We start from the raw sequence: 26511 nt of genomic DNA on the forward strand, positions 1-26511 counted from the left end.
GAGACGGTCCGACGCGGCGACGAGCCGGACCACTCCTGGTGCGGGAGGTCGGGAATGGACTCCGTCTCCTTCCTTCTGGTGGCCGTCATCCTCACCGCACTGGCCTTCGACTTCACCAACGGCTTCCACGACACCGCCAATTCGATGGCCACGTCCATCGCCACGGGGGCGCTGTCGCCCCGGATCGCCGTCGTCGTCGCCGCGGTGCTCAATCTGGCCGGGGCGTTTCTCTCCACGGAAGTGGCCAAGACGATCTCCAATGGCATCGTCGACGACGCCAAGGTCTCCCCGGTCATGATTTTCGCGGGGCTGATAGGGGCGATCCTGTGGAATCTGATCACCTGGCTCGCCGGGCTGCCGTCGAGTTCCTCGCACGCCCTGTTCGGCGGGCTGATCGGCGCGGTGTGGGTGGGCGCCGGGGAATCCGCGGTGCGCTTCGCCGCGATCGTGAAGAAGATCCTGGTTCCGGCGGTCGCCTCACCGATGGTGGCCTGTGCGGTGGCCATGCTGGCGACCTATCTCGCCTATGTGATCACCCACCGGGCGGCCGCCCCCGCGACACGGAAGGGGTTCCGCGCGGGCCAGGTGGGATCCGCGTCCCTGGTGGCCCTCGCCCACGGCACCAATGACGCGCAGAAGACGATGGGGGTCATCACGCTCACCCTCATCGCCGGCGGTGTGCTCGGCCACGGCTCCGGGCCCCCGTGGTGGGTGGTGCTCGCCGCGGGGCTGGCGATCTCGCTCGGCACCTATGCCGGCGGCTGGCGGATCATCCGGACCATGGGGAAGGGGCTGACCGACATCCAGCCACCCCAGGGGTTCGCCGCCGAGACCAGTGCCACCGCGGTGATCCTGGCCTCCTCACATCTGGGCTTCCCCCTGTCCACCACCCAGGTGTGCACTGGCAGCATCCTGGGGGCCGGGCTCGGCCGCAGGCTGGCCCATGTGCGCTGGGGGATCGCGGGGCGGATCGCCGTGTCCTGGCTGCTGACCCTGCCCGCGGCGGCGGCCGTGGGAGGTGTCGCGGCCTGGGTGGCGGACCGGGGCAACGCGGGGGTGACCCTGGTGGCGGGCATCGCCGTGGCCGCGGCGGTGGGCTTCTACGCCCTCTCGCGCCGTCGCCCGGTGAACCCGGACAACGTGAACGAGTCGGGCGTCTCCGAGCCCGCCGAGCGCAGCCTGGACCGGACCGTCTGACCCGGATACGACCCTCAATTGAGGAGCTGATCCGTATGGGCACCACCTGGGGCACGATCGGTGGGGTCTTCGGGGTCAGCCTCGGGGTCACCGTCCTGGTGGTCGTGATGTTCTCCCTCGGCGTCGCCGCCTGGGCCCGCGCCGGTGGCGGCGTACCGCGCCACGGGGCGCGCCGCGGCCGTTCGGACACGGTGGCGGTGGCCGCGGCGGTGGTGTGTTTCGCCGCCTGCCTGGCGATCGCCGCCTATGGGATCGACCTGATCATTCCCGGCTGAGCCCGCTTGCGACAATGGAACGCAACCGAGCACCGCCCGCATCGCGGTGCTCTTGTCCACGCGGGAGACCACGCACGGTGTCACATCCGACCGAAACCCCCTCCTCCGGCCCGGCCGCCGCGGACCGCACCGCCCTGCGGGCCGACTGCGGCAGCTGCTTCGGGCTGTGCTGTGTCGCCCTGCCCTTCGCCGCCTCCGCGGACTTCGCCATCGGCAAGGGCGCGGGGGAGCCCTGCCGTAACCTCCGGTCCGACTTCCGCTGCGGTATCCACACCCGGCTGCGCGAAGAGGGCTTCAAGGGCTGCGCGGTCTACGACTGCTTCGGCGCCGGGCAGAAGGTCTCCCAGCTCACCTTCGAGGGCCGCGACTGGCGGCGGCACCCCGGGACGGCCTCCGAGATGTTCGCCGTCCTCCCCACCATGCGCCACCTCCATGAGCTGCTCTGGTATCTCACCGAGGCCCTGACCCTGCCGGCCGCCCGGCCCGTCCACGGCGCGGTGCGCCGGGCGCTGCGGGAGACGGAGCGCCTCACCCACGGGAGCGCCCCCGAGCTGATGGAGCTCGATGTGGCGGCCCACCGCGACAGCGTCAATCAGCTGCTGCTGCGGACGAGCGAGCTGATACGGGCCCGGATCCCGGGCAAGAAGAAGAACCGCCGGGGAGCCGATCTCATCGGCGCCGACCTCAGGGGAGCCGATCTGCGGGGCGCCAACCTCCGCGGGGCCTGCCTCATCGCGGCGGACCTCACCCGCGCCGATCTGACGGCGGCCGATCTGATCGGGGCCGACTTCCGGGACGCCGACCTGAGCGCGGCCGACCTCCGGGGCGCGATCTTCCTCACCCAGTCCCAGTTGGCCGCGGCCAAGGGCGACGCCGCCACCCGGCTGCCCCCGTCCCTCACCCGCCCCGCGCACTGGTGATCCCCTCCTCGCCACGGTGCGGTGTGCGACCCTGACTGCCATGTCCGACACCGTCGACGCGCCCGTGATCCGTAGCGATGAACCCGGATCGTTCGCCCGGAGTGTGCTGGCCGAGCGCCATCCCGCACTGATCGAGAAGGTGCGCGACGCCTTCCCGTACGGTCCCGAGCAGCACCGCGCCCTCGACGCGCTGCGCGACAACGCCGCCGAGGGCACCATCACCCCGCTCCCGCCCACCGCGTACGACCACGACCGCTGGGCGGAGTGGGGCCGGGAGCACTTCGGCCGGTCCTGGTTCGATGTGCCGTTCCTGTGGGCGGAGAGCTACTTCTACCGCCGGCTCCTGGAGGCCGTGGGCTTTTTCGCCGACGGCCCCTGGCGGGGCGTCGACCCGTTCCGCCCCTTCAAACAGGCCGAGCTGCACACCCCTGAGGCCGAGTCCGAACTGGCCACCCTCGACGACATCCTGCGCAAACCCGCCGGGGAACAGGCCGACGCGCTGGTGCACGGCTCACTGTGGGGCAACCGCGCGGACCTGGGCTTCCGTATCTCCTCATCGGCCGCGGACGCGAGCGGCGCCGACACCCCGCCGCTGGTCGCGGACGACTCCGAGGCGCTGTGGTCCCTGCTGCCCGCCGGTTCCCCGGCCACGCTGTGCGTGGTGGCGGACAACGCGGGGCGGGAACTGCTCCCCGACCTCGTCCTCATCGACCATGTGCTCCACCACGGGCGCGCCGAGCGGGTGGTGCTGCAGGTGAAGCCGTATCCGTACTACGTCTCCGACGCCACCACCGAGGATGTCGTCGACTGTCTGCGCCGTCTGGTGCGGGCGGAGGGCGCCGCGGCCGGAACCGGCAGACGGCTCTGGGCCGCCATGGGCGACGGGCGGCTCAGGGTGCGGGCGCATGACTTCTTCCGGGCCCCGCTGCCGTACCAGGAGATGCCCGCCGATCTGCGGAGCGAGTTCGCCGCGGCCACGCTCACCGTCTTCAAGGGCGATCTGAACTACCGCCGCCTCGTCGGCGACCGGCTGTGGCCCCCGACCACCTCCTTCGCCGACCGCACCGCCTACTTCCCCGGCCCGGTGGCGGCGCTGCGCACCCTTAAGTCGGATGTCATCGTCGGCCTCGACGAGCGGACCGTGGCCGCGCTGGACGCGCACGAGGACCACTGGCGCACCAGCGGCGCCCATGCGCTGATCCAGGTGCGGCGGTGAGGGCGCGCTCCCCTCGCCCCGGAGGGCGGAGGGGAGCGCAAGGGCCGGCGACCGTGGCCGCCGTGATGTTCCGACGTTACCCGCCGATCAGGTTGGCGCAGGTGCTGCCGATCTTCAGGTCACCGCTCGGGGCGGCGGCGCCGGTGGAGGTGGTGGTGCCGGTGCTGGTGTCACAGTCGTTGCTCTGGAAGATGAAGCTGGACAGGTTGAAGGTGGTGGGAACGTCGGCGCTGCTGCCGTAGCCCTGGGCGGTGGCGGTGCCGGTGCCGAGGAGCACGAGGGTGCCGGCGGTGGCGGCCAGCAGGGCGGCCTTCTTTGCGATCTGCATGGATTCCTCCGTGTGGGGTCGCAGAGCGAGATATCTGACGATCAGATTTAACGGAGAAGGTGCGGGGAAAGCCGGGTAAGCGCACCGAAGAGTGACCCGTTCGGCGCACCATCCGATCCGAAAAGAAAGCTCCCCTCATCGCCGGAGCGATGAGGGGAGCCCCCTGGTTCGGCGACCGTGGCCGCCGAGGTGTCGCCGGAGGTCACCCGCCAATGGAGTTGATGCAGGTGCTGCCGATCCCGATCTCGCCACTCGGAGCGGCGCCGGCGGTGGAGAGGGTGGTGCCGGTGGAGGTGTCGCAGTCGTTGGTCTGGAAGATGAAGCTGGACAGATTGACGCTGGTGGGAACGTCGGCGCCTCTGTCGGAGCCGCCGCCGTTGCCGTAGGCGGTGGCGGTGCCGGTGCCGAGGAGAACGAGGGTGCTGGCGGTCGCGGCAAGCAGGGCGGCCTTCTTCGCGATCTGCATGGATTCCTCCGTGTTGGGTCGCAGAGCGAGATATCTGACGATCAGATTTAACGGAGAAATGAGGGGGAAAGTCGGGTAAGCGCACCGTGGAGTGACCCGCACGGCGTACGCCATCCCCTCCGGTGTCAGCCGGTCCCCGCGGGGATGTCCGACCCGGATGGCAGGATCGCCCCCGCACGCCGTCCGCACCCCAGGAAAGTGAGCCCCGCATGGCGCCGTCCCCCCGCGAACTCGCCGATCTGCCCTTCGCCGACCATCTGCGGCCGTTCGACGGGGACTTGGCGGAGGGCGGCGACTACGACACCGTTCATCTGGACGGCGACGCGTTCGACGGGGCCAATTGCGACAACGCCCGGTTCCTCGAATCCGCGTTCTCCTCGGTGACCTTCACCGGGGGCCGTGGTCGCGGGGCCCGGTTCAATGAGGTGTGGCTGGACGGGGTGCGCTGGGTCGGCACCGATCTGGCGGACACCGACTGGCTGGACGGCGAGCTGGGCGGCTGTGTGCTGGCCGGCCTGGAGATGTTCTCCGCGCGGCTGCACCGGGTGGTCTTCCACCGGTGCAAGCTGGAGTCGGTGAATCTGCGCACCGCCACGCTGCGCGGCGTCACCTTCGTGGACTGTCTGCTGCGCGATGTCGACCTCGGCGGCGCGGAGCTGACCGAGGTGGCGTTTCCCGGGTCGGCGCTGGAGGGTGTGCGGTTCGGCAAGGCGCGGATGGCGAAGGTCGATCTGCGGGGCGCCACCCGGCTGGAGATCGCCGATGGCTATGACGCGCTGGGTGGCGCCACCATCGGCGGCGGGCAGCTGATGGAGCTGGCGCCGATGCTCGCCGACGCCCTGGGGATCGCGGTCCGGGACGGTGGGGCCGCACGGTGAACCCCCACGTCCCATGGTGGCCGGGGTCTACTGAGGGATCAGCCAGGGCTGCTGCGGCAGCGGACTCCCCGTCTCGATCAGCGACTTCAGGTTGGACAGCACCGCGGCCCAGCCACCGGCCGCCGCGGTCCGCTCGGCCTCGTCGGCCAGGTTCTCATGGGTCACGGTGAGCCGGACGATGTCGCCGTGCGGCTGGATGTCGAAGGTGACCCGGGAGGGCTCGGCGGCGGCATCCGCGTCGGGCGCGGCCCAGGTGGTCACCAGCCGGGTGGGCGGTGAGCTCTCCACGACCGTGCCGACGACATCGGCGGTGCCGGAGCCGTCCGTCCGCCGATGCTCCCACGGGGAGCCGACCTGCCAGTCGGACACATTGCTGTGGCCCCAGTACGCGGCCGTGAGGTCGGCGTCGGTCAGCGCGTGCCAGACCTTCTCCGGTGTGCTCTCGATATAGATGACGTACACGAACGCCGGCTTGTCGGCCATCGCTTCCTCGGCTTTCTCGGCTTTCTCGGCTTGTCGTCTCACCCGGCTCAGCGCGCGCAGCCGCGGGCGCTCGAACTTGTCGATCCAGCGCTCCTGGATCTCATTGAGGGGGACGGGGTTGAGGTAATGGAGCTTTTCGCGGCCCCGCCGCACCGTGCTGACCAGATTGGCGGCCTCCAGGACGGCCAGATGCTGGGTCGCGGACTGGCGGGTCATCTCCAGCCGCCGGCACAGCTCGCCCAGCGTCTGGCCGTTGTGCTCATGCAGCATGTCCAGCAGATACCGCCGGGTCCGGTCGGCCAGCGCCTTGAAGACCTTGTCCATCTCTGAGCTCACACCGCACGTTATGCAGGCGATTGCCTGCATGTCAATGCGAGCGGTGTGACGGCCCCCGTCTTCCGTGATTCCGCGCTAGCGCCTGCGGATCGCGCCGCGGATGAACGCCGCCTGCCCGGCGTGCTCCAGATCGTCCCCGATCACGCTGACCAGCCGGACGCCGAGGGTCACCGCCGGGGTCCACCGCTCGTCCACGATCCGGTCGAGATCGGAGTCGCGGAGGCCGCGCACGAAGGCCAGCGTGTTCTCGTGGACGGCGTCGTAGTACCCGGCGAGCAGTTCGGCGTCCGCCCGCACCGCCGCCACGTCCTTGCTCCGGTGGCCGTAGCCGGTGGCGTCCGGCGGGAACGGCAGACCGAACCGCTCGGCCCAGCCCTCGGACGTCCACAGCTGCTCGGTGCCCGCCGCGTCGGCGATGTGGTCGTCCTGGACCCGGGTCAGATGCCACACCAGCCAGGCGATCGAATTGGCCCCGCTGTCGAGCCGTACGGCCAGCTCGTCCTCGGAAAGCCCGTCCACGGCCGCCTGCACCTCCTCGCGCACCCGCTCAAAGGCGTCGGCCAGCAGATCGGCGCTGTTCATTCACGGCTCCCTCGCTCGTGGTTACCTTCCGGCCATGGTTTCACCCCGCGGCGCGGGCCGTGGGGTGCCGACTCGCCGGGATGCGATGCACACGGGCGGGACGAGGGTGAAGTAGCGGTCGAGCACCGTCTGGTCGCCGCGTTCGCCTTCGCTGTCGGCAGACCGAATCGGCCACGGGCGAAGAAGCACGGGCCCGGCGCGCCGCCGCTGTTAGCTTCCCCCTATCCGGCTCGGCGCCCAAGAAGGCCCAAGAGCCCAGGGACCCCCAAGAGTCCGGGAACCCCCAAGAACACGGTCGAGGACAAGGGAGCGCGGCGATGGTGACGACCAGGCGAATCGAATACCCCGTGGACGGCACGACCATGGTGGGCCATCTGGCGCTGCCCGGGGGAACGGACCGGCGCCCCGCCGTGCTGATCGCGCATGAGGGCCCCGGCCTCACCGATCACCAGCGCGAGCGCGCCGACCGGCTTGCCGAGCTCGGCTATGTCGCCTTCGCCCTCGACTACCACGGGGGTGGACGGTTCATCGAGGATCGCGAGGAGATGTTCGCCCGGGTCGACGAGCTGCTCGCCGACCCCGACCGCATGCGCGCCCTCGCCGGAGCCGGGCTCGCCGTGCTGACCGCCGAGCCCAGGGTCGACTCCTCGCGGCTCGCGGCCATCGGCTACTGCCTGGGCGGCACCATGGCCCTCGAACTCGCCCGCGGGGGCGCGGACCTCAAGGCCGTGGTCGGCTTCCACCCCAGTCTGACGGCCACCCGCCCCGAGGACGCCGCCGACATCACCGGCAAGGTCCTGGTCTGCGTGGGGTCGGAGGATCCGATCATCCCGGTCGAGCAGCGGCTGGCCTTCGAGGAGGAGATGCGGGCCGCCGGAGTGGACTGGCGCATGACCATCCACGGCGGCGCCCTGCACAGCTTCACCCACCCGGACCTCGACCCCGATCCCACGACCCGCCCGGGCATCGGCTACCACCGGGCCTCCGCCGAACGGGCCTGGCGGGCCATGCTCGACCTGTTCGACGAGGTGTTCCCGGCCATGGTGTGAACAGCTGACGACCCCTATCGTGAAATGCCATGAGAGTCCAACTGCGCTTTCGCTCAGCAAAGTTGGCCGCGACCGCCACGGTCACCGCCGTGCTTCTCGCCGGATGCGGCGGCTCCGATGAGGAGTCCGGGGCCCGGGGCGGGCCGGAGAAGAAGACGATCACGGTCGCCGGACTGCCGCTCGCCGATGTGGCCGCGCTGCACATCGCCATCGATCGGGGGCTCTTCGAGAAGGAGGGGCTGAACGTCCGCGTCCAGCCGGTCCAGCAGAGCGTCCAGGCGCTGCCCGCACTCGCCCACGGCCAGGTGGACGTCATCGGCGGCGCCAACTTCGTGACGTTCCTCCAGGCCCGCGAGAAGGGCACCCTGGCCACTCGGGTGCTGGCCGAGGGCGCGCGCAATGCCCCGCACATGATGGAGGTGCTGGTGCCCGCCGACTCCAAGATCAAGGGGCCGCGGGACCTCAAGGGCAAGAAGATCGCGGTCAACATCCTCAACAACATCCAGTCGCTCACCCTCAACGCCGTCCTCGGCAAGGCCGGGGCCGGGCTGCCCGAGTACCGGCAGGTCCCGTTCCCGCAGATGGGCTCGGTGCTGGAGCGGGGCCAGGTGGACGCGGTGCACGCCGCCGAGCCGTTCCTCACCGCGCTCAAACGCGAGCTGAAGGCGCGTACCGTGATCGACGGCAATGCGACGCCCACCGCCGGACTGCCGCTCAGCGGCTATGTCACCACCGACACGTTCATCGACAAGTACCCGAAGTCCGCCGCCGCGTTCCAGCGCGCCATCACCGCCGCCCAGGCCGTCGCCGCCAAGGACCGTGGCGCCGTGGAGAAGGCGCTGCCCGGCTATACGAAGATCAAGGCGTCGGAAGCGGCCACCATCGGCCTGCCCGACTACCCGGCCACCTCCAGCGCCACCCAGCTCAAGCGGCTCATCGCCCTGATGCGGACGCAGAAGCTGCTCACCAAGGACCTGGACCCCGCCGCCGTCCTCTACCAGCCCGCCAGGTGAGACCCGCGACGGCCAGGCGGAAGCGCACCGGGCGGGCCAGGGACGCGCTGCTCGGCGCCGTCGGCGTGCTCCTGGCCTTCGCCGCCTGCGAGGCCCTCAGCCGTTCCGGAATGGTGCGGCGCGCGTTCCTGCCACCCGCCTCCGAGGTGCTGGTACGGGCCGTCGAACTCGGCGGCGACACCGCCTTCCTGAACGGCGTCGGCGCCACCCTCGAGGCATGGGCCACCGGGCTCGCCCTGGCCTGCGCCCTCGCGATCCCCCTCGGGCTGCTGCTGGGCAGTGTGCCGGCGGCCGGGCAGGCCGCGCGGGTGCTGATCGAATTCCTACGCCCGGTGCCGTCGGTGGCCCTGATCCCGCTGGTGTCACTGCTGCTCGGCGCCGGCAGCGAGACGACGATCGCCCTGGTCACCTACGCCTGTGTCTGGCCTGTGCTGTTCAACACCGTCTACGGGCTCGGCGAGACCGATCCGCTGGCCAAGGACACGCTGCGCGCCTTCGGCTTCGGGCGGCTCGCCGTCCTGCTGAGGGCCGGTCTGCCCTCGGCCGCCCCGTTCATCGCCGCCGGGGTGCGCATCGCGGCGGCCACCGCCCTGATCCTCGCCGTGGCCGGCGAGATCCTCGCCGGGTTCGGCGAGGGTCTTGGCACCTTCATCGCCCAGGCCGGCATGGCCACCGACGGCACCCGCGATGTGCTGGCCGGTGTGGTGTGGGCGGGAGCGCTCGGCCTCGTCGTCAATCTCGCGCTCACCGCGGTCGAACGGCGGTTGTTCCCCTGGGCGCCCGAGCACCGCGGGAGCCGCGTATGACCGCGCAGGCCACTCGGCTCCGCACCGTCCGGCGGCTGCCCCGGACGCTGGCGCTGCGCCTCGGCGTGCCGGTGGTGGCGGTGGTGCTGTGGCAGCTCGCCGCGCGGGCCCACGGCAGTGTGTTCTACCCGACCCCCGCCCGGATCGTCGAGCACGGCCATCACCTGTGGTTCTCCGGCCCCGCCGGACGGGCGTTCCTCACCGACGCGGCGGTCCGCGATCTGCTGCCCAGCCTCGGCCGGGTGCTCGCCGGATTCGCCCTCGCCGCGGCCGGTGGCATCGTGCTGGGGCTCGCTCTGGGCCGCTCGCGCACCGTGTACGCGCTGTGCGACCCGGTGCTGCAGTTCGCCCGCGCCGTGCCCCCGCCCGCGCTGGTGCCCGTCTTCGTCGTCGTCTTCGACCTCGGCACGCCGATGCAGCTCGCCTCGATCGTCTTCGGCGCCATCTGGCCCGTACTGATCAATACGGCCGAGGGGGTCCGCGGCATCGACCCGCTGCGGCTGGACGTCGCCGCCACCGTACGGATGCGGCCCGCCGAGCGGATCGTCCTGCTGTATCTGCCCGCCGCGCTTCCGCGCATCTTCGCGGGGCTGCGGCTGAGCCTGTCGCTCGCGCTGATCCTGATGGTGTTCTCGGAGCTGCTGCCCGGCACCGCCGACGGCATAGGTTTCCAGCTCACCGACGCCCAGACCCGCTCCGATCTGCTGACGGTGTGGGCGGTGATGGTGCTGCTCGGCGCGCTCGGCCATCTGCTCAACAGCGTGCTGCTCACCGTCGAACGCATGGCTCTCGGCAGACACCGTGCCGCGCATCGCTCCTGACGACCCGTACGCAGGACCCGTCCCCGCACCCAGCCGAGGAGGTGGCCCCATGGCCGCGCCCCCCGCCCACCCCCCGACCACCACGGTCCGCGACGCGGTGCTGGCACTGTGCCGCGCCACCGGCATGACGACCGTCTTCGGCAACCCCGGCTCCACCGAACTGCGGATGTTCCGCGACTGGCCCGAGGACTTCCGCTATGTGCTCGGACTGCAGGAGTCGACCGCCGTCGCCATGGCCGCGGGCCACGCCCTGGGCACCGGGCGGGCGGCGCTGGTCAGCCTGCACTCCGCCGGGGGTGTCGGCCACTCCCTGGGCGCGGTGTTCAACGCCTACCGGGACCGGGTGCCGGTGGTGATCATCGCGGGCCAGCAGTCCCGTGCGCTGCTCCCGCTGCGGCCCTTCCTCGGCGCCGACGAACCGGCCCGGTTCCCGCGCCCGTACGTGAAGTTCAGCAGGCAGCCGGAGCGGGCGGCCGATGTGCCCGCCGCGCTCGCCGAGGCCCACCGGATCGCCATGAGCCACCCCCGGGGCCCGGTCTTCCTCTCCGTACCGGAGGACGACTGGGACCGCCCCGCCGAGCCGGTCGCCCCGCGCACCGTCCACGGCGGCTACACCGCCGACCCCGGCGCGCTGGCCGGGCTCGCCCGCGCGCTCGACGCGGCGGCCCGCCCCGCGCTGGTCGCCGGGCCGGGCGTGGACGACGAGCACGCCGTACGCGAAGTGGCCGAACTGGCCGAACGACTGCGGGCCGCCGTATGGATCAGCCCGCTCTCCGGACGCTCCGGCTTCGACGAACGCCACCCGCTCTTCCAGGGCTTTCTGCCGCCCGTCGCCGACCAGCTGGCGCAGCGGCTGGCCCCTTACGATGTGGTGGTCGCGCTCGGCGCCCCGCTGTTCACCTACCACGTGCACACCGAAAGCCCGCCGCTCGCCGACGGCACCGAGCTCTACCACCTCGACTGCGACCCCGCGCAGGCCGCGTGGCTCCCCGTCGGCACCAGCATCGTCACCACGCTCCGCCCCGCCCTGGGCACCCTCATCGATCTCGTCCAGCCCTCCGATCGGCCCGCGCCGGAGATGCGGCCCGCCCCCGAGCCACTGCCCGCCTCGGCCGGGGAGATCTCCGCCGAGCTGGTGATGGACCTGCTCCGCGAGCGGCTGCCCCGGGACACCGTGCTGGTGGAGGAGACCCCCAGCCACCGCGACGCTCTCCACGCCCGCCTCCCCATCAGCGGCGCGGGCCGCTTCCTCACCACCGGCAGCGGCGCGCTGGGCTGGGGGCTGCCGCTCGCGGTCGGACGCGCCCTCGCGTACGGCGAACGGGTGGTGTGCGTGGTCGGCGACGGCTCGGCGCTCTACTCGGTGCAGGCCCTGTGGACCGCGGCCCGGCACCGTGCTCCGGTGACCTACCTCCTGCTCGACAACGGCGGCTACGGCGCGGTCAAGGCGCTGGGCCGCCGCATCGGCATCACACCGGTGCCGGGCACCGAGATCGTCGGCATCGACTTCGCCGCGCTCGCCGGGTCCTTCGGCTGCCCGGCCGACCGGGTGGAGCGGCCCGACGACCTTCCCAAGGCCCTCGATCGGGCCCTCGCCCTCGGCCGTGACGACGGCCCGGTGCTGCTCCAGATCCGGGTCCCCGCCGACGACTCCCCGGCGTACGAGCCCTGGGCCCGGTGAGGCGGACATGCTGCGGATCGACCACCTCAGCCACCGCTACGGCGACGGCCCCGTTGTGCTCCAGGACATCGAACTCACCGTCCCCGACGGGCAGTTGCTCACCCTCGTCGGCCCCTCCGGCTGCGGCAAGTCCACCCTGCTGCGCTGTGTCGCGGGCCTCGTCCGCCCCTCCGCCGGGCGGATCACCCTGGACGGGGAGGTGGTGGACGGCGTCCCGGACCGGCTCGGTGTCGTCTTCCAGGACTACAGCCGCTCCCTCTTCCCCTGGCTCTCGGTACGGGAGAACGTGGCCCTTCCGCTGCGGCGGCGCGGACTGTCCCGCGCGCGGCGCCATGCGGCGGCGGTGGCCATGCTGGAACAGGTGGGCCTGGCCGACGCCGCCCGCCGCCACCCCTGGCAGCTTTCGGGCGGAATGCAACAGCGCGTCGCCCTCGCCCGCGCCCTGGCCGCCCGGCCCGCGCTGCTGCTGATGGACGAGCCGTTCGGTGCGCTGGACGCCCGGACCCGGGAGGATCTGGAGGATCTGCTGCTGCGGCTGCACCGGGCCCAGGGGATGACGACTGTGCTGGTCACCCATGACATCGACGAAAGTGTCTATGTGGCGGACCGGGTGGTGGTGCTGGCTTCCGGGCCGGGCCGGGTGCGGGCGGATCTGCGGGTGGCGCTGCCCGCCGACCGCGACCAGATCGCCACCCGGGGGCTGCCGGAGTTCATCACGCTGCGGACGGAGGTGGGGCGCGCGGTGCGCCAGGGAGCGGCCGCGCCCCCACCTCGTCCCCTCTGATACGACTGGCGCGTCTAGCTCGCCTGACGTAGCGTCAGCCAGTCGACGGCGGCCACCCGGTGGCCGCCCGTGGCGACGAGATAGACGTCATGGGAGCCGGTCACCGCACGGGGAAGGCGTACCGAAAGCTCCCGCCAGGTGTCCATGCCGCCGGTCCCGCGCACCGGAAGCGTGGCCGCCACCGGTCCGTCCGGGGAGTCCAGGCGCAGCCGCAGGGCGCAGTCCCCGCAGCCGCCGGACGCCAGCCGCACCGTCAGCGTGTCCGCGCCAGCACCGAACCGCACCCCCCGGAAGCCGATCGCGTCCCCCTGCCCGAGGACCGAGGTGGCCGCCTCGCCGCGCTCCGCGCCGCGGACCACCTCGGCGCGCTCCGCCTGCAAGGTGGCGGCCGCGTCGGGGCCGTCGGCGTAGAGCCGGATCTCGTTCACCGCCCAGGGGTTCTCGCCCGGCGCCGTCAGCTCGATCCGCAGATAGCGGGCGGTGTGCTGCGGGAAGACCGCGTCCTGGGTGAAGGAGCGGCCACTGACCCGGGCCACCGGCCCGCCCCAGTGGTCACCGTCGCGGCTGACCGAGACGGTAAAGCCATAGGGGTGCCCGGTGGCGTCCATCCCCGCGTCGATCGCCATCCGGCCGAAGGTCTTCGCGGTGCCCAGATCGACGGTGAGCGACTGACCGGGGGACTGGGGAGCGCTTCCCTTCCACTGGGTGGTCTGGACCCCGTCGACGGCGGCCGAGGCATCGCCGCCACCCGAGGCGGTCGCCTTCCAGCCGTCGTTGCGGACCCGGGTCTCGCAGCCCGCCAGCCGGCAGCCGGACGACCAGATGGGCGCCCCGTATTCATACGCGCCCTGGTCCGGCCCGTCGCCCCGGACCTCACCGGTCACCCCGTCCACGGTCTCACCCGCGTCGATGGCGGGAGAGCCCGCGCGCGGCCACAGCTCGCCGTTGCGCGCGTCGGTGTAGCGCGGATCCGTGGGCGGCAGCAGGTTGTTCCGTACCACCGGGGCCGGATCGCCGGGGCCGGAGATCTCCATCGGCCCGAGCGCCACGTCATTGCTCACATAGGTGCCCGTGGCGTCGGTCGCCCCGCTCAGCCGTACGGCGGTGGTCACCCCGAGCCCGTAGGAGGAGTGGTGGTCGCGGTTGCCGAGGCTGACCCCGCTGTGGCCGTTGTAGAAGGTGCCACGGGCCCCGGTGTTGTACGCCACGTTGTGGTGCAGCAGGAACTGGCCGGAGGAGTTGTCGATGTAGTAGCCGACCTGGCCGTCCGCGTCATGGACGGTGTTGTGGTCGACGCTGGTGCCCTTGGCGTCCAGGTTGCAGCACACATAGAACGGGCTGCCGTCACGTGAGGTGCGCATCGCCTCGGAGAGGTCGTTGTAGGCGATCCGGTTGTCGTGGAAGGGCACCCCGTTCAGCTGCCAGGCGGTGTCGATGCTCGCGCGGCCGGTGCGGCGGATGGTGTTGTGGGTGACGGTCTGGCCGCTGCCGTTGATCTCGATACCGGGGGTGTAGCTGCCCATCCAGCCCACGTCGTGGATGTAGTTGCCGGTGACGGTGTTGCCGCTGCCGCGCAGCAGCACCCCCGTGCCGGCGGAGTAGCCGATGTCGCTGTCGCGCAGGGTGTTGCCGTTGCCGAGGATCTGGATACCGGAGTTCAGCACCCGCGAGGCCACGATGTGGCCTTCGCCGGGCGGGATGGCCAACTCGTCGTCGCGCGGCATGGGGAGCGTGGAGAACTCCGAGATGTAGCGCGCCCGCAACCCCTCGGCCAGCACACCGGTGCTGTCGGTACCGGTGCGCAGCGAGGTGCCCCACAGGTCGAGGCCGCGCACCGTGACATGCGAGCTGTGCGAGAGGTCCACTCCCCAGCTCTCGTGCTTCGCGGTCACGGTGTGGCCCGTGATGCCGCCCTTGGGCGGGACCAGATAGAGACGGCTCGCGTCCTTGTCGTAGTACCACTCACCGGGCTGGTCGAGTGTGGCCTTGGCGCCCACCAGATAGTAGTTGCGGTAGGTCTGGTCGCCCATGCACAGCGGGGTGCAGCGGTAGTTGCCACCGGTGAAGTCCAGCGCCCCGGCCTTGGTGGCGGTCACCGTGCCGGTCTGCTGGCTCCACGGGTTGGAACCGGCCCACAGATGGACGGTGGCGCCGGTGAAGTCACCGTCCGGCAGATCCGGGTCGTCGATGTGCTGATCGGTGGAGGAGCGCTCGGCCACCGCCCAGGACGGATTGAGCGGATCGGAGCCGGAGTTGGGCCAGCGGCCCTCCATGGCGCGCTCGCCGTCCAGGAACAGCGCGTTCTCGCTGGTGTCGAGCGGAAGGTCCACATCGGCGGCCACCAGGCCGCCGCCCGCGTCCCGCCAGCCGGTGACGGTCCTCGTCCCGTCCACCGTGACCGCGCCGTCGCCGTACGCGGCGAGGGTGATCGGGGCTTCCTTCGTGCCCGAGGGCGGGGCGACGCGCTCCTGATAGCGGCCGCGGTGGATCAGACAGGTGTCCCCGGGCCGGACCTGTTCGGTGCAGCGGCCGATGGTGCGGAACGGATGGAGCGAGCTGCCGCTGTCGCGGTCGGCGCCCCAGGTGGCGACGTGATACGTGCGCCCCTGGTGCCGTCCTTCGGCCGATGCGGCGCCCGGCAGCGCGGTCAGGACCGCCGCTGCGGCGGCGACCACGGAAATGCGCCTGAGCGCGGATCTCATCTACAGCCTCCCCGGTTGGGATTCGACCGCAACGTAGGAGAAACATCGGATGGGGTCAACGGTTGGGGAGGGAATGGCTGGAGGTGTGGCCGAGATACTAGGGACGATTTCACGCCTAGTTGCTTCTATCATCCCAAAAGGAATCGATGACAGATCCGATGTCTCTGGATCCGGCAGCGGATGCTGGAGGAGATCCGCGGCAGCCGGGAGGTCCGGGACTGGGTCGCCTGCCCGGTGCGCCCCGCCCCCGAGCACCTGGCCACCCTCGGCCTCCCCTCCTGGTACGCCCGGTTCGCCGTCCAGGTGATGACCGACCCGCTGCTGCGGGCGATCGTCACCGACGAGGCCCTCACCCGGGAACCGCTGCGGGAGACCCTCTACGGCCTGGGTCGCTGCCTGGACACGCTGCCCGCCGAGGTGCGGGCCCAGCGCGGCGACATGGCCCGCCAGTTGATCATGCACACCTGCGCCGAACGGGAGCGCGCCCTCGCCGAGGGGACCAGTACGCGCCAGCCGTCCTGGGATGACACGGCCGGCGCGCTGACCGACGCCATCACCGGTCTGCTCCTCGCCCCCGTCACGCCCCGTTCCCCGGCCAAGGAGGCCCGGACCAACCCACGACCACCTCGCCCGTGGCCGGCGACGCGCCGGCCGAGATCCCCGCCTTCCCCCAGCCGCGCGCCGCGGCCTGCCCCTTCGACCCGTCCCCGGAGCTGCGCGGCCTGGCGCAGTGGGGCCCGCTGACCCGGGTCCGGTCCTGGAACGACAGCACCCCCTGGGTGGTGACCGGCCACGCCGAACAGAAGACCCTGCTCTCCGACCCCCGGCTCAGCGCCGACTTCTCCCACCCCGGCTTTCCGAGCCCCGTCCCGCACACGGGCGGCAAACGGGAGACCACCGACCTGAGCTTCGTCGGCATGGACGATCCGGAACACGCCCGGCTGCGCCGCATGGTCAGCGGTGCCTTCACCATCAAGCGGGTCGAGGTGATGCGCCCCGTCGTACAGGAGTTGGTGGACGACTTCATCACCCGCATGCCGGCCGGGCCGAAACCGGCCGATCTGGTCCAGGCGCTCGCGCTGCCGCTTCCCTCGCTGGTGATCTCCGAGCTGCTGGGCGTCCCGTACGAGGACCACGCGTTCTTCCAGACGAACAGCAAGGTCCTCGTCTCCGCGGTGGAGGAACTCCTGCGCTACCTCAGCGTCGTCCACCTCGGACGCCGCCGGACGGCGCCGCCCGCCACCACCAGGCGTTCGGCGTGGGCACCCATCACTGCCTCGGCCGGCCACTGGCCCGGATGGAACTCCAGGTGGTCTACCCCACCCTGCTGCGCCGCGTCCCCACCCTGCGGATGGCGACGGACCTGGCGGACATCCCCTTCAAGTACGACGCGGTGATCTACGGAGTCTACGAACTCCCCGTCACCTGGTAGCCGCCCCGGTGCCGGGCAGACGCAGCGGCGGAACGGCCGGGACCTCCGGCGCGGTGCCGATGTCCTCGGGCGTCAGCATGAACTCCTCGGGGTAGGCGTCGCGCCGGGTGCGCCGCGCGGGCTCGGTGGTGCGCCACATGTACAGGCACCGCCCGCACTGGAGCACCTCCCAGACGCCGGGGACGGGGGAGCCGGTGATGTGCTCGATCGTCTCGTGGGCACAGCGGGGGCACAGGGACATGGTGTCGGACATCCGAAGTCCTTCCGTGATGTGGGGTGGTGGGTGGTGTGGTCAGCGGGCGGCGGTGAGCTTCTGCAGCCGGGCCAGCCACTCGGCGGTCTCGGGCAGATCGCGCACCTGGGTGCCGTAGGTGCCGCGGCGGTCGGGGGCGACGGGGGTGGTGGCGTCGATGATGAGTTTGTCGGTGATACCGGGCGTGACGGCCTGCGGGGCCAGCTCCAGCACCGACAGATTGGGGATCTGGACCAGATCGCCGGCCGGGTTCATCTTCGTGGACAGCGCCCACATCACCTGGGGGAGGTCGAACGGGTCGACGTCCTCGTCCACCACGATCACGGTGGCCGCGTAGCCGAGGCCGTGCGGAGTGGTCAGTACCCGCATGCCGACGGCCTTGGCGAACCCGCCGTAGCGCTTCTTGGTGGACACGATGACCACCAGCCCGTGGGTGTACATCGCGTTGACCGCCTGGACCTCGGGGAAGTCGCGGCGCAGCTGCTTGTACAGCGGCACACAGGTGTTGGCGGCGATGAGGTAGTCCACCTCGGTCCACGGCATGCCGAGGTAGAGGTGTTCGAAGATCGGATCGGTGCGGTACGAGATCCGGTCGATGCGGATGACGGGCATGTTCCGGCCGCCGGAGTAGTGGCCGGTGAACTCGCCGAACGGCCCCTCGATCTCCCGCTTGCGGCCCTCGATGACGCCCTCGATGACCACCTCGCTGCCCCACGGCACGGGCAGCCCGGTGAGCGGGGCCCGGGAGAGCGGGGCGGGAGCGCCACGCAGGGCGCCGGCCAGCTCGTACTCGTTCTGCTCGTACTCCATCGGGGTGGACGCCACGATGGAGATCACCGGTTCGTTGCCGAGCGTGATGGCCACGGGCAGGTCCTCGCCGCGCTCCTCGGCGGTGTGCAGATGCTGGGCGATGTCATGCATCGGCACCGGCTGGATGGCGAGCGTGCGCCTGCCCTTGACCTCGATGCGGTAGATGCCGACGTTCTGCTTGCCGCTGTGCTCGGGGTCGGCGGGGTCCTTGGAGACCACGGCCGCCTTGTCGATGTAGAAGCCGCCGTCGCCGTCGTTGAGCCGGATCAGCGGAAGCACCCGGAAGATGTCGGCGTCCTCGCCCTCCAGGGTGTTCTCGGCCCAGAGCGGGTTCTCGCGCCACTTGGGGGCGACCGGGAAGGTGTCCCAGCGGCGGATGAACTCCTCGACCTGCTCCTTGGTGCCGGTCTCCTTGGGCAGGTCGAGGGCGAGGGCGTGATTGGCCCAGGAGCCGTGCACATTGAGCGCGATCCGCGCGTCGGTGAAGCCCTTGACGCGGTCGAAGTACAGGGCGGGGGCATGGCCGCCCAGGCGCGGGGCGGCGTTCGCCGCGGCGGCGATGTCCGGCTCCGGCATCACCTCGTCGGCGATGTGCAGCAGCTGACCCTCCTTCCGGAGGGTGTCGAGAAAGCCGCGGAAGTCGTCGTAGGCCATGGGAACTCCAAGTGGGGGGTGGGGCGGGGGCGGGGGAAATCAGGCGGCGGGGGAATCGGCGGCGGTGGGCTTCGGGCCGCGGGCGGCGCGCATGCCCTCCCACCGCTTGGCGGCGGGTGCGGGCAGGTCGAACTGGTCGAGGAGGCGAGCCGTGAGGTGGTCGACGATGTCGTCCACCGACCGGGGGTGGTTGTAGAAGGCGGGCATGGGCGGGACCATCCGCACACCCATCCGGGAGAGCGCCAGCATGTTCTCGAGGTGGATCTCGCTGAGCGGGGTCTCCCTGGGGACGAGGACGAGCCTGCGCCGCTCCTTGAGGACCACGTCCGCGGCGCGGCCCACCAGACCGTCGGCGTATCCGGCGCGGATTCCGGCGAGGGTCTTCATCGAACACGGCGCGATGATCATGCCGTCGGTGCGGAAGGAACCGGAGGAGATGGTGGCGCCCTGGTCCTCGGGGGAGTGCGTCACCTCGGCGAGCTCGGACACCTCGCGGGCGGAGCGGCCGGTCTCCAGCTCGATCGTGGTGCGCGCCCAGCGGCTGAGCACCAGATGGGTCTCCACCCCGGGCAGCTCGGCCAGCGTCTCCAGCAGGCGGACGCCGAACACGGCACCCGTTGCTCCTGTCATGCCCACGATCAATCGCACGGTGGCGCGCTCCCTCGGCTGCGGTCGGTGGAAGGGAAAGCGGTGATGCGGGGACTGTTTCGGTCACCCGTTCATCGCAACGCACTCCACGCTAGATGCGGACCAGGGCACACCAGCCGTACACTGAGGACGCGCTATGGACAGAAACGGACACCGTGATGTCACCGAGGTTCCGTTCCGGCCCTCCGTGGGAGCCCCGCCGGGAGCGGCCGTCCTGGATTTCCCCGGGCTCGCCGCCCGCGCCCGGAGCCATGGCCTCGATGTGCACGCCCCGATGCGGCTCGCCTTCCACCAGCTGATCACCGTGCGCTCCGGGGTGCTGCGCTGCTCGGTGGACTTCACCGAGCACGAGCTGACCGAGGGCGGCTGGATGTGGGCGCGCCCCGGGCAGATCCACCAGTTCCGCTCCCCGCTCGGCGCCGCGGAGGGCGCCGCCGTGCTCTTCCCGCCCGGCTATCTCGGCACCGCGACCGCCGCGGTCGCCCGGCTGGACCGGCCCGCGTCGCGGTCCCCGCTGGTGGTTCCCGAAGGCGCCGACGCCGAGACCGTCCGCGGCGTCCTGGACCTGCTGGAGAGCGAGTACCGGACGGTGTCCGGGCCGCTGGAGGCGCATGTCGAGGTGGTGCGCCACCTCGTGGCCGTCCTCGTGCTGAGACTGGCCCATCTGCCCGGCACCCAGAGCGGGGACACGGCGGCCGGCGAGGCGTTCCGCCGCTTCCAGCAGGCCGTGGAGCGTGACTACACCCGCAGCCACCGGGTCGAGGACTACGCGGCCCGGCTGGGCTACAGCGTCCGCACCCTGACCCGGGCCACCCGCGCCACCGCCGGATGCGGCGCCAAGCGGTTCATCGACGACCGGGTGCTGCTCGAGGCGAAGCGGCTGCTGGTGCACACGGATCTGTCCGCCACGGCCATCGGCGAGCGGCTCGGCTTCCCGGACGCCACCGTCTTCACCAAATTCTTCCGCCGCCGGGCGGGCGAGACCCCGGCCGGCTTCCGCATCCGCGCCTCGGGCACCCGGCACTGACGGCCCGGCGCCCGTACGGAGGCCGTACACGGCGCATGAGGTGTACGAGGTGCGGACGGCCGTTGGTGGCGTGTACGACGGCCGTACGCGGCCGGAAGACGCACCGCGCGCCCGCCCGGCGGGGGAGCCGGACGGGCGCGCGACGAGGGGCCGCCTGCGGTGGTTCAGCCCGCCGAGAGCGCGGGGTCGCTCATCCCCGCACGGCCGGTCTCCACATGCCCGGCCAGCCGGCGCAGATAGCCGCTGTCGTGGTCGGAGACCACCGACAGGTCGTACCACTGGTGGCTGCGCCCGGTGCGCACGGTGTGCACCATCCGCGCCCCCGGCCGGAGCCGGTAGCGCACCGGCTTCTCCTTCTCGTAGCCGTCCGTGACGGTGAGCCGCACCGTCGCGTCGCCCTGGTTGACGAGGGTCAGCCTGACCTCCCCGGTCGTCCGGTCGTGACGGGCGCTCACCTCGGGGCCGGTGCCGGTGGCGTGGCCGGTGAAGTGGCGCAGGAAACCGGCCGGACCGTGCACCTGGAAGTCATAGCCGCCCCGGTCCGCCGAGGAGCGCTGCCAGCTGCCGGACAGCCGCTTGCCCGCCTCGACCGTGTAGCCCCACGGCCCGCCCGCATGGCTCGCGGAGGTCACATGGAAGTGCGCCCCGGCGCCCCGGCCGTGGTTGACGAAGTCGACCCGCAGGCCGCCGTCGGCGGCGGTCGTGGCATCGGCCGACAGCTCGTACGGCAGCGGCCTGGCAGGGCGCAGCCCGGGCTCCTGGCGGGGCAGTGAGGGGTGCTCCGGCGGCGCCGGTACGTAGTCGGGGTGCCGCTCGTTGTCCTTGGGTCGGTAACCGCTGGTGTCCGGCATGCCCGGGACCTTCACGTCGGTCCGCGAGAAGTCGAAGGCCGCGGTGAGATCGCCGGACACCGCCCGCCGCCACGGCGAGATGTTCGGCTCCTCGACGCCGAAGCGCCGCTCCATGAGCCGGATGACCGAGGTGTGGTCCAGCGTCTGCGAGCACACCCAGCCGCCCTTGCTCCACGGCGACACCACGATCATCGGCACCCGCTGCCCCAGCCCGTACGGGCCCGCGGGCTGCGAGGAGGAGCCGGGGAACAGCTCCCCGGTGGTGTCCACGGTCGAACCGCCCCGCTTGTCGCCGGGCGCGTACGGCGGCATCACGTGGTCGAAGAAGCCGTCGTTCTCGTCGTAGGTGATGAGCAGCGCGGTCTTGCTCCACACCTCGGGGTCGGAGGTGAGCGCGTCCAACACCTGCGCGATGTACCAGGCGCCGTAGTTGGCGGGCCAGTTGGGGTGCTCGGTGAAGGCTTCGGGCGCCGCGATCCAGGAGACCTGGGGCAGCTTCCCGGCCTTCACATCGGCCCGCAGGATGTCGAAGAAACCGTCGCCGTTCTTGGCGTTGGTGCCGGTGCGGGCCTTGTCGTACAGCGGGTCGCCGGGCTTGGCGTTGCGGTACTGGTTGAAGAAGAGCAGGGAGTTGTCGCCGTAGTTGCCGCGGTAGGCGTCGTCGATCCAGCCCCAGCCGCCGTCCGCGTCCAGCCCGTCGCCGATGTCCTGGTAGATCTTCCAGGAGATCCCGGCCTTCTCCAGGCGCTCGGGGTAGGTGGTCCAGCTGTAGCCGGCCTCCGCGTTGTCCAGCACCGGGCCGCCGCCCTTGCCGTCGTTGCCCGTGTAACCGGACCACAGGTAGTAGCGGTTGGGGTCCGTGGAGCCGATGAACGAGCAGTGGTAGGCGTCGCAGATGGTGAAGGCGTCGGCCAGCGCGTAGTGGAAGGGGATGTCCTCACGTGTCAGATACGCCATGGTGGTGGCCGACTTCGAGGGGATCCACTTGTCGTACGCACCGTCGTTGAACGCGACATGGCCGTCGCTCCAGCCGTGCGGCAGGTCCTGCAGGAACTGCAGTCCGAGGTCGTTCACCTCGGGCCGGAACGGCAGGACCTCCTTGGAGCCGTCCGACTGGTGCCATACCGGCTTGCCGCCCGGCAGCCGTACCGGCCGCGGATCGCCGAATCCCCGGACCCCGCGCAGCGAGCCGAAGTAGTGGTCGAAGGAACGGTTTTCCTGCATCAGCACCACGATGTGCTCGATGTCCCGCAGGCTTCCGGTCCGGCGGTTGGCGGGTATCTCCGCGGCGCGCGCGATGCTGGCGGACAGCAGGGAGGTAGCCGCACCGGCCCCGGCCAGTTGCATGAATCGTCGACGATCGAAGGAGGTCATGGCGCTCCGGTTTTCTATGGCGTTCGAGGGGAAGTAGCGGAATCGGTGCAGTCTGTTCCGCCGGGACGGTACGGACAACGGCGAATGGGCGAAACGGCGGGAAAGCCTCCGTAAATCTTGATCGCGGGCCGAAACCTTGCCGCGCCCCCCCGCGCACGCCTCCGCAGGCTCCTGCCGGCGCCTCCCGGGCCGTTGTGACGCATGACGCATCGGATGAGCCGGTACCCGCCGGGGCGAACTCCGTTTCGCGGGACCGAGGACGGGCACGCGGTCAGTGTGCTTCGGACCGGAGGCACGCCACGGGAGCAGCCCGGCTGTGCAAGGCGTGTTCAAGGTCGCCCGAGTTGTCTGGAATGTCCTCCTGTGGTGACAGCAACACCAGCCAAGGGAGGCACCGGCTCATGACGGCCGTACAAGCACATCCCCGAGCACACCCCAAGCACGCGCACGACGACGCCCCCGACACCTCCGGCGCGTTCCGCCGGATCGCCGAACTGCCGGACGGCTCGCAGAAGGAGGCCCTGCGGGAGGAAGTCGTCCGGGCCTGGATGCCGATGGCCGAGCGCATCGCCTCGCAGTACCGCAACCGCGGTGAAACGCCCGAGGATCTGCGGCAGGTGGCCATGGTCGGTCTGGTCAAGGCGGTCAAGCGCTATGAGCCGGACCGGGGTTCGGCCTTCGAGAGCTACGCCGTCCCGACCGTCGTCGGAGAGGTCAAGCGGCACTTCCGCGACCATATGTGGGGCCTGCACGTGCCGCGCCGGGTCCAGGAGCTGCGCAACCGGGTCCGCACCGCCGTCCAGGAGCTGACCCGCTCACCGGACGACCGTTCGCCCAGCGTCAAGGACATCGCACGGCACACCGGCATGGCCGAGGAGGACGTCCTCGTCGGCATGGAGGCGCTCGAGAGCTTCCGTACGCTGTCGCTGGACGCCGCACTGCGCGGCGCGGACGACGGCTACGCGCTGATGGACACCCTCGGCTCCACCGAGCCCTCCTACGAGCGGGTCGTCCAGCGCGAATCCCTCAAGCCCTGCCTGCGCAGGCTCCCCGAGCGCGAGCGGGAGATCCTCTACCTGCGGTTCTTCTGCGACGAGACCCAGAGCCGGATCGCCGACCGGCTCGGCATCTCCCAGATGCATGTTTCCCGGCTCATCAGCCGCACCTGCGCCCGCCTGGGCGAGGAGGTCGGCGCGCGTGCCGCGTAGCGCCCCCGTCCCCGGCGACCGCGCCCCTGGTGGCCACTGCCCCGGCGGCCACCGCCCCGAGCCCAGACGCGGTGAGCGAGGACGCGGTGAGCGGGGCGCGTCTCATCCACCCGGTCCCGCCTCCCGCTCCTCGGCGCATACGACACACAGCTCCGTATGGGGCAGGGCCAGCGACCGCTCCCGGCCCTGAGGCCGGCCGCATCGCGTGCAGATCCCGAAGGATCCGGCGCGCAGCCGGTCGAGCGCCGCGGCGGTCCGCACCAGCAGGGCCTCATCCGCCTCCGCACGCGTGCGCAGCTCCCGGAGCGTCATGGCCTTCGCACCCGAGTCCCCCGCGTCGAGATCGCAGTCCGCGCGCAACGCGGACGCGGCCTCCTCCGTCCGGGCGAGCTGCGAGCGCAGCCGGTCCGCCTGCTCCGACAGCCGGGCCGCGGCCTCCTCCAGGTCCCGGGGCCGCAGTGGGCTCTCACTCGTCTCCGCTCTGTTCATCCGCCGCACCTCCCTGTGCGTCCACACCTCCGGGTCCCCGCCGCGGCCACGGTCACTCATGGCGGGCTATGCGATCGTTGAGATATGCACGGCACAGCGGTGACGCTGTTCCTCTGCGGCGATGTGATGCTCGCCCGCGGTGTGGACCAGATCCTGCCGCACCCCGGCGACCCGGAGCTCCACGAGCCCTTCATCCGCGACTCCCGGGCCTATGTCGAGCTGGCCGAGGAGGCGAACGGCCCGATCCCGCGCCCGGTCGACTTCTCGTGGCCCTGGGGCGATGCCCTGGCGGTACTGGACGAGGAGGCGCCCGATGTGCGGGTGCTCAACCTGGAGACGAGCGTCACCCGCAGCGATGAGTTCGCCTCGGGGAAGGATGTCCACTACCGGATGAGCCCGGACAACCTCCCCTGTCTGACCGCCGTCCGGCCCGACGTCTGCGTCCTGGCCAACAACCATGTGCTCGACGGCGGCCGGCGCGGGCTGGAGGAGACACTCGACACCCTGGCCGCCGCCGGACTCCGGGTGGCCGGAGCGGGCCGTGACACGGCCGCCGCGCGGCGCCCCGCCGTCGTCCCGGCCGGTGACCACCGCCGAGTGCTGGTGTTCTCGTTCGGCGCGGCCTCCAGTGGCATTCCGGGCCGGTGGGCCGCGGCCGAGGATAGGCCCGGGGTCGACTTCCTGCCCGATCTGTCCGACGCCCGCGCCGCCGCGATCACCGACCGCGTGCGGCAGCTCAGCCACCCCGGCGACATCGCCGTGGCCTCGGTCCACTGGGGCGGCAACTGGGGATACGGCGTCTCACCGGACCAGATCCACTTCGCCCACGCCCTGATCGACGGCGGTGTGGACCTCGTCCACGGCCACTCCTCCCACCACCCCCGCCCGCTCGAGGTGTACCGCGGCAAGCTGATCCTCTACGGCTGCGGCGACGTGGTCGACGACTACGAGGGCATCGGCGGCTATGAGCGGTACCGCGACGATCTGCGGCTGCTCTACTTCCCCGAGGTGGACCCGGACACCGGCCGTCTGATGAACCTGCGGATGGTGCCCCTGCGGTCGCGGCGGATGCGGCTGGAGCACACCGGCCACGAGGACGCCGCATGGCTGGGCGCGACCCTCGACCGGGCCGGGTCGGGCCTCGGCTCGCATATCGACGTCCGGCCCGACGACGTCCTCACCCTGCGCCGGCCCTGACCCCGCCGGGTCAGACAATCTTCGAGCGCACCAGCCCGCCCAGCACCAGCGCCCCGGGGATCAGCGGCAGCCACACCGTGATGAAGCGGTACGCCAGCACCGTGGACGTGGCCGCCTCGACCGGCGCCCCCGCCGCGACCAGCGCGATGACCAGCGCCGCGTCGACCGAGCCGATACCACCGGGGGAGGGGACGACCGCGGCCACCGCCGTGGCGGCCAGATACGCGAGCATCACATGCGCCGGCCGTACCTCGAGCTCCAGCGCCAGGGCGACCGCCACCAGCCCCGCCGCCTGCAGCAGGGGAAACGCCAGCGAACCACCCCACAACGCCAGCGCCCTGGACGGCCGCATGTGCAGCGACCGGGCGTCGGCCATCGCGGTGCGGAGAAACCTCACCACGATCCGGCGCACCGGCCCGATCAGAGCCACCCCGGCCACCAGCGCCCCGGCCGCCACCACCGCGCCGGCCACCACCATCCCGCTCACCGACTCCGGGAGCAGCGGGCCCAGCCGTAGCGCCCGGGGAAACACCAGCAGCAGCACCACCAGCAGCCCCACCCGGGTCGTGGCCTCCGCCAGGAAGTACAGGGCCAGCGCCGCCGAGGAACGGGCGGGCGGCAGTCCACAGCCGGTCATGAACCGGATGTTCACCGCGCTCGCGCCGATCCCCGACGGCAGCAGATGATTGGCCGCCCCCGCGGCGAACTGCGTGGCGAACAGCCGCCTGGCCGGCAGCCGCTCCAGCACCGTGCCCTGCCGGGCGAACGACACGGCCACCCAGCCGAGCCCGGTCGTGGCCACCGCCGTCAGCAGCCAGTACGGATTGGCGGTGAACATCTGACGGGCGCCGGAGCCGATCAGCGACCGGTGCCGGACCACCCAGTAGCCGACGACGAGCAGCGGCAGCAGGCACAGGATCTGGCGCAGCGGAAGCCGCCGGAGCAGGGCCCAGCGCCCCGCCCGCTTCACGGGCTGGTCCAGGGGCTGCTCCAGCGGCTGCCCCGCGGGGCACGGCATCACGTCAGGCATC

General features: G+C 71.6%; 26 protein-coding genes and 1 pseudogene. 16 read left to right on the forward strand and 11 right to left on the reverse strand.

Annotation, left to right across the window (positions count from 1 at the left end):
- The first annotated feature begins 54 nt into the window (after positions 1-54).
- From BLV72_RS44870 to BLV72_RS44885, 4 genes are all read left to right on the forward strand, one after another.
- Positions 55-1197, forward strand: coding sequence for an inorganic phosphate transporter (locus BLV72_RS44870; RefSeq protein ID WP_093469693.1), 1143 nt, complete (start codon positions 55-57; stop codon positions 1195-1197).
- A 35-nt stretch (positions 1198-1232) separates the two neighbouring features.
- Positions 1233-1472, forward strand: a complete 240-nt coding sequence (locus BLV72_RS44875; RefSeq protein WP_093469695.1) for a hypothetical protein — start codon at positions 1233-1235, stop codon at positions 1470-1472.
- Between the two features lie 77 nt (positions 1473-1549).
- On the forward strand, positions 1550-2392 hold the full coding sequence (locus BLV72_RS44880; protein WP_093469696.1) for a pentapeptide repeat-containing protein: 843 nt from the start codon (positions 1550-1552) through the stop codon (positions 2390-2392).
- Between the two features lie 40 nt (positions 2393-2432).
- Positions 2433-3608, forward strand: a complete 1176-nt coding sequence (locus BLV72_RS44885) for a damage-control phosphatase ARMT1 family protein (RefSeq protein WP_093469698.1) — start codon at positions 2433-2435, stop codon at positions 3606-3608.
- 76 nt (positions 3609-3684) lie between these two features.
- Here BLV72_RS44885 and BLV72_RS44890 read toward each other — a convergent pair whose 3' ends face one another.
- Positions 3685-3936 (reverse strand): hypothetical protein, encoded by a 252-nt coding sequence (locus BLV72_RS44890; RefSeq protein WP_093469699.1) that lies wholly within the window; start codon positions 3934-3936, stop codon positions 3685-3687.
- A 202-nt stretch (positions 3937-4138) separates the two neighbouring features.
- Positions 4139-4402 carry a hypothetical protein gene (locus BLV72_RS48555; RefSeq protein WP_093469701.1) on the reverse strand — a complete coding sequence of 88 codons (264 nt, stop codon included), beginning with the start codon at positions 4400-4402 and terminating at the stop codon, positions 4139-4141.
- Between the two features lie 209 nt (positions 4403-4611).
- Here BLV72_RS48555 and BLV72_RS44900 point away from each other — a divergent pair, with 209 nt between their 5' ends.
- Entirely contained in the window at positions 4612-5280 is a 669-nt protein-coding gene (locus BLV72_RS44900) for a pentapeptide repeat-containing protein (protein WP_093469702.1), read from the forward strand.
- Between the two features lie 27 nt (positions 5281-5307).
- On the opposite strand, the gene BLV72_RS44905 is transcribed toward BLV72_RS44900, so the two are convergent.
- On the reverse strand, positions 5308-6087 hold the full coding sequence (locus BLV72_RS44905) for an ArsR/SmtB family transcription factor (RefSeq protein ID WP_093469704.1): 780 nt from the start codon (positions 6085-6087) through the stop codon (positions 5308-5310).
- 87 nt (positions 6088-6174) lie between these two features.
- A complete protein-coding gene (locus tag BLV72_RS44910) occupies positions 6175-6681 on the reverse strand; it encodes a mycothiol transferase (RefSeq protein ID WP_086708049.1) in 507 nt (168 codons plus the stop codon).
- 317 nt (positions 6682-6998) lie between these two features.
- On the opposite strand from BLV72_RS44910, the gene BLV72_RS44915 reads away from it, so the two are divergent.
- From BLV72_RS44915 to BLV72_RS44940, 6 genes are all read left to right on the forward strand, one after another.
- Complete coding sequence (locus BLV72_RS44915) at positions 6999-7730, forward strand: dienelactone hydrolase family protein (RefSeq protein WP_093469705.1); 732 nt, start codon at positions 6999-7001, stop codon at positions 7728-7730.
- A gap of 62 nt (positions 7731-7792) precedes the next feature.
- Complete coding sequence (locus BLV72_RS44920) at positions 7793-8743, forward strand: ABC transporter substrate-binding protein (protein WP_093469707.1); 951 nt, start codon at positions 7793-7795, stop codon at positions 8741-8743.
- The gene (locus BLV72_RS44925; protein WP_093469708.1) at positions 8740-9549 is read left to right on the forward strand and encodes an ABC transporter permease; all 810 of its coding nucleotides are present in this window, start codon (positions 8740-8742) and stop codon (positions 9547-9549) included. The genes BLV72_RS44920 and BLV72_RS44925 overlap by 4 nt, the downstream gene beginning before the upstream one ends.
- Positions 9546-10370, forward strand: a complete 825-nt coding sequence (locus tag BLV72_RS44930; RefSeq protein WP_093469710.1) for an ABC transporter permease — start codon at positions 9546-9548, stop codon at positions 10368-10370. The genes BLV72_RS44925 and BLV72_RS44930 overlap by 4 nt, the downstream gene beginning before the upstream one ends.
- A 49-nt stretch (positions 10371-10419) precedes the next feature.
- Positions 10420-12051 (forward strand): benzoylformate decarboxylase, encoded by a 1632-nt coding sequence (mdlC, locus tag BLV72_RS44935; protein WP_093469711.1) that lies wholly within the window; start codon positions 10420-10422, stop codon positions 12049-12051.
- Positions 12052-12058: 7 nt separating this feature from the next.
- Entirely contained in the window at positions 12059-12835 is a 777-nt protein-coding gene (locus tag BLV72_RS44940; protein ID WP_093469713.1) for an ABC transporter ATP-binding protein, read from the forward strand.
- A 14-nt stretch (positions 12836-12849) separates the two neighbouring features.
- Here the strand turns inward: BLV72_RS44940 and BLV72_RS44945 are convergent, their stop codons facing one another.
- Positions 12850-15537 carry a carbohydrate-binding protein gene (locus BLV72_RS44945; protein ID WP_093469714.1) on the reverse strand — a complete coding sequence of 896 codons (2688 nt, stop codon included), beginning with the start codon at positions 15535-15537 and terminating at the stop codon, positions 12850-12852.
- A 180-nt stretch (positions 15538-15717) separates the two neighbouring features.
- On the opposite strand from BLV72_RS44945, the gene BLV72_RS44950 reads away from it, so the two are divergent.
- Both BLV72_RS44950 and BLV72_RS44955 read left to right on the forward strand, forming a co-directional pair.
- Positions 15718-16281 carry a hypothetical protein gene (locus tag BLV72_RS44950; protein WP_244321332.1) on the forward strand — a complete coding sequence of 188 codons (564 nt, stop codon included), beginning with the start codon at positions 15718-15720 and terminating at the stop codon, positions 16279-16281.
- Positions 16170-16969, forward strand: a pseudogene (locus BLV72_RS44955) (cytochrome P450). The gene BLV72_RS44950 and the pseudogene BLV72_RS44955 overlap by 112 nt, the downstream one beginning before the upstream one ends.
- On the opposite strand, the gene BLV72_RS44960 reads toward BLV72_RS44955, so the two are convergent.
- From BLV72_RS44960 to BLV72_RS44970, 3 genes are read right to left on the reverse strand one after another with little or no spacing between them, the layout of a single operon-like run.
- Complete coding sequence (locus BLV72_RS44960; protein WP_208905950.1) at positions 16959-17222, reverse strand: non-oxidative hydroxyarylic acid decarboxylases subunit D; 264 nt, start codon at positions 17220-17222, stop codon at positions 16959-16961. The pseudogene BLV72_RS44955 and the gene BLV72_RS44960 overlap by 11 nt on opposite strands.
- 39 nt (positions 17223-17261) lie before the next feature.
- Positions 17262-18686 carry a non-oxidative hydroxyarylic acid decarboxylases subunit C gene (locus BLV72_RS44965; protein WP_093469716.1) on the reverse strand — a complete coding sequence of 475 codons (1425 nt, stop codon included), beginning with the start codon at positions 18684-18686 and terminating at the stop codon, positions 17262-17264.
- 39 nt (positions 18687-18725) lie between these two features.
- Positions 18726-19334, reverse strand: a complete 609-nt coding sequence (locus BLV72_RS44970; RefSeq protein WP_093469717.1) for a non-oxidative hydroxyarylic acid decarboxylases subunit B — start codon at positions 19332-19334, stop codon at positions 18726-18728.
- Positions 19335-19470: 136 nt separating this feature from the next.
- Here BLV72_RS44970 and BLV72_RS44975 point away from each other — a divergent pair, with 136 nt between their 5' ends.
- Positions 19471-20361: a helix-turn-helix transcriptional regulator gene (locus tag BLV72_RS44975; protein ID WP_093469719.1), complete on the forward strand. Its 891-nt coding sequence runs from the start codon at positions 19471-19473 to the stop codon at positions 20359-20361.
- 164 nt (positions 20362-20525) lie between these two features.
- On the opposite strand, the gene BLV72_RS44980 is transcribed toward BLV72_RS44975, so the two are convergent.
- The gene (locus BLV72_RS44980) at positions 20526-22586 is read right to left on the reverse strand and encodes a phosphocholine-specific phospholipase C (protein ID WP_093469720.1); all 2061 of its coding nucleotides are present in this window, start codon (positions 22584-22586) and stop codon (positions 20526-20528) included.
- Between the two features lie 401 nt (positions 22587-22987).
- Between BLV72_RS44980 and BLV72_RS44985 the strand changes: the two genes are divergently transcribed.
- Entirely contained in the window at positions 22988-23794 is an 807-nt protein-coding gene (locus BLV72_RS44985) for a SigB/SigF/SigG family RNA polymerase sigma factor (protein WP_093469721.1), read from the forward strand.
- Positions 23795-23896: 102 nt separating this feature from the next.
- Here BLV72_RS44985 and BLV72_RS44990 read toward each other — a convergent pair whose 3' ends face one another.
- Positions 23897-24283 (reverse strand): TraR/DksA family transcriptional regulator, encoded by a 387-nt coding sequence (locus BLV72_RS44990; RefSeq protein WP_093469722.1) that lies wholly within the window; start codon positions 24281-24283, stop codon positions 23897-23899.
- Positions 24284-24367: 84 nt separating this feature from the next.
- Between BLV72_RS44990 and BLV72_RS44995 the strand changes: the two genes are divergently transcribed.
- Positions 24368-25480 (forward strand): CapA family protein, encoded by a 1113-nt coding sequence (locus BLV72_RS44995; protein ID WP_093469723.1) that lies wholly within the window; start codon positions 24368-24370, stop codon positions 25478-25480.
- 10 nt (positions 25481-25490) lie between these two features.
- Here the strand turns inward: BLV72_RS44995 and BLV72_RS45000 are convergent, their stop codons facing one another.
- Positions 25491-26510 carry a lysylphosphatidylglycerol synthase transmembrane domain-containing protein gene (locus BLV72_RS45000; RefSeq protein ID WP_244321335.1) on the reverse strand — a complete coding sequence of 340 codons (1020 nt, stop codon included), beginning with the start codon at positions 26508-26510 and terminating at the stop codon, positions 25491-25493.
- Position 26511 lies beyond the last annotated feature (1 nt).

This window comes from Streptomyces melanosporofaciens (assembly GCF_900105695.1).
Lineage (GTDB): Bacteria > Actinomycetota > Actinomycetes > Streptomycetales > Streptomycetaceae > Streptomyces > Streptomyces antimycoticus.

Bases quoted from the DNA above. Each gene is read 5' to 3' on its own strand.
- BLV72_RS44960 (WP_208905950.1), bottom strand. From the start codon at position 17,222: ATGTCCGACACCATGTCCCTGTGCCCCCGCTGTGCCCACGAGACGATC.
- BLV72_RS44965 (WP_093469716.1), bottom strand. From the start codon at position 18,686: ATGGCCTACGACGACTTCCGCGGCTTTCTCGACACCCTCCGGAAGGAG.
- BLV72_RS44985 (WP_093469721.1), top strand. From the start codon at position 22,988: ATGACGGCCGTACAAGCACATCCCCGAGCACACCCCAAGCACGCGCAC.
- BLV72_RS44915 (WP_093469705.1), top strand. From the start codon at position 6,999: ATGGTGACGACCAGGCGAATCGAATACCCCGTGGACGGCACGACCATG.
- BLV72_RS44885 (WP_093469698.1), top strand. From the start codon at position 2,433: ATGTCCGACACCGTCGACGCGCCCGTGATCCGTAGCGATGAACCCGGA.
- BLV72_RS44870 (WP_093469693.1), top strand. From the start codon at position 55: ATGGACTCCGTCTCCTTCCTTCTGGTGGCCGTCATCCTCACCGCACTG.
- BLV72_RS44995 (WP_093469723.1), top strand. From the start codon at position 24,368: ATGCACGGCACAGCGGTGACGCTGTTCCTCTGCGGCGATGTGATGCTC.
- BLV72_RS44875 (WP_093469695.1), top strand. From the start codon at position 1,233: ATGGGCACCACCTGGGGCACGATCGGTGGGGTCTTCGGGGTCAGCCTC.
- BLV72_RS44990 (WP_093469722.1), bottom strand. From the start codon at position 24,283: ATGAACAGAGCGGAGACGAGTGAGAGCCCACTGCGGCCCCGGGACCTG.
- mdlC (WP_093469711.1), top strand. From the start codon at position 10,420: ATGGCCGCGCCCCCCGCCCACCCCCCGACCACCACGGTCCGCGACGCG.
- BLV72_RS44980 (WP_093469720.1), bottom strand. From the start codon at position 22,586: ATGACCTCCTTCGATCGTCGACGATTCATGCAACTGGCCGGGGCCGGT.
- BLV72_RS48555 (WP_093469701.1), bottom strand. From the start codon at position 4,402: ATGCAGATCGCGAAGAAGGCCGCCCTGCTTGCCGCGACCGCCAGCACC.
- BLV72_RS44905 (WP_093469704.1), bottom strand. From the start codon at position 6,087: ATGGACAAGGTCTTCAAGGCGCTGGCCGACCGGACCCGGCGGTATCTG.
- BLV72_RS44900 (WP_093469702.1), top strand. From the start codon at position 4,612: ATGGCGCCGTCCCCCCGCGAACTCGCCGATCTGCCCTTCGCCGACCAT.
- BLV72_RS44950 (WP_244321332.1), top strand. From the start codon at position 15,718: ATGCTGGAGGAGATCCGCGGCAGCCGGGAGGTCCGGGACTGGGTCGCC.
- BLV72_RS45000 (WP_244321335.1), bottom strand. From the start codon at position 26,510: ATGCCTGACGTGATGCCGTGCCCCGCGGGGCAGCCGCTGGAGCAGCCC.
- BLV72_RS44890 (WP_093469699.1), bottom strand. From the start codon at position 3,936: ATGCAGATCGCAAAGAAGGCCGCCCTGCTGGCCGCCACCGCCGGCACC.
- BLV72_RS44910 (WP_086708049.1), bottom strand. From the start codon at position 6,681: ATGAACAGCGCCGATCTGCTGGCCGACGCCTTTGAGCGGGTGCGCGAG.
- BLV72_RS44930 (WP_093469710.1), top strand. From the start codon at position 9,546: ATGACCGCGCAGGCCACTCGGCTCCGCACCGTCCGGCGGCTGCCCCGG.
- BLV72_RS44945 (WP_093469714.1), bottom strand. From the start codon at position 15,537: ATGAGATCCGCGCTCAGGCGCATTTCCGTGGTCGCCGCCGCAGCGGCG.
- BLV72_RS44940 (WP_093469713.1), top strand. From the start codon at position 12,059: ATGCTGCGGATCGACCACCTCAGCCACCGCTACGGCGACGGCCCCGTT.
- BLV72_RS44975 (WP_093469719.1), top strand. From the start codon at position 19,471: ATGGACAGAAACGGACACCGTGATGTCACCGAGGTTCCGTTCCGGCCC.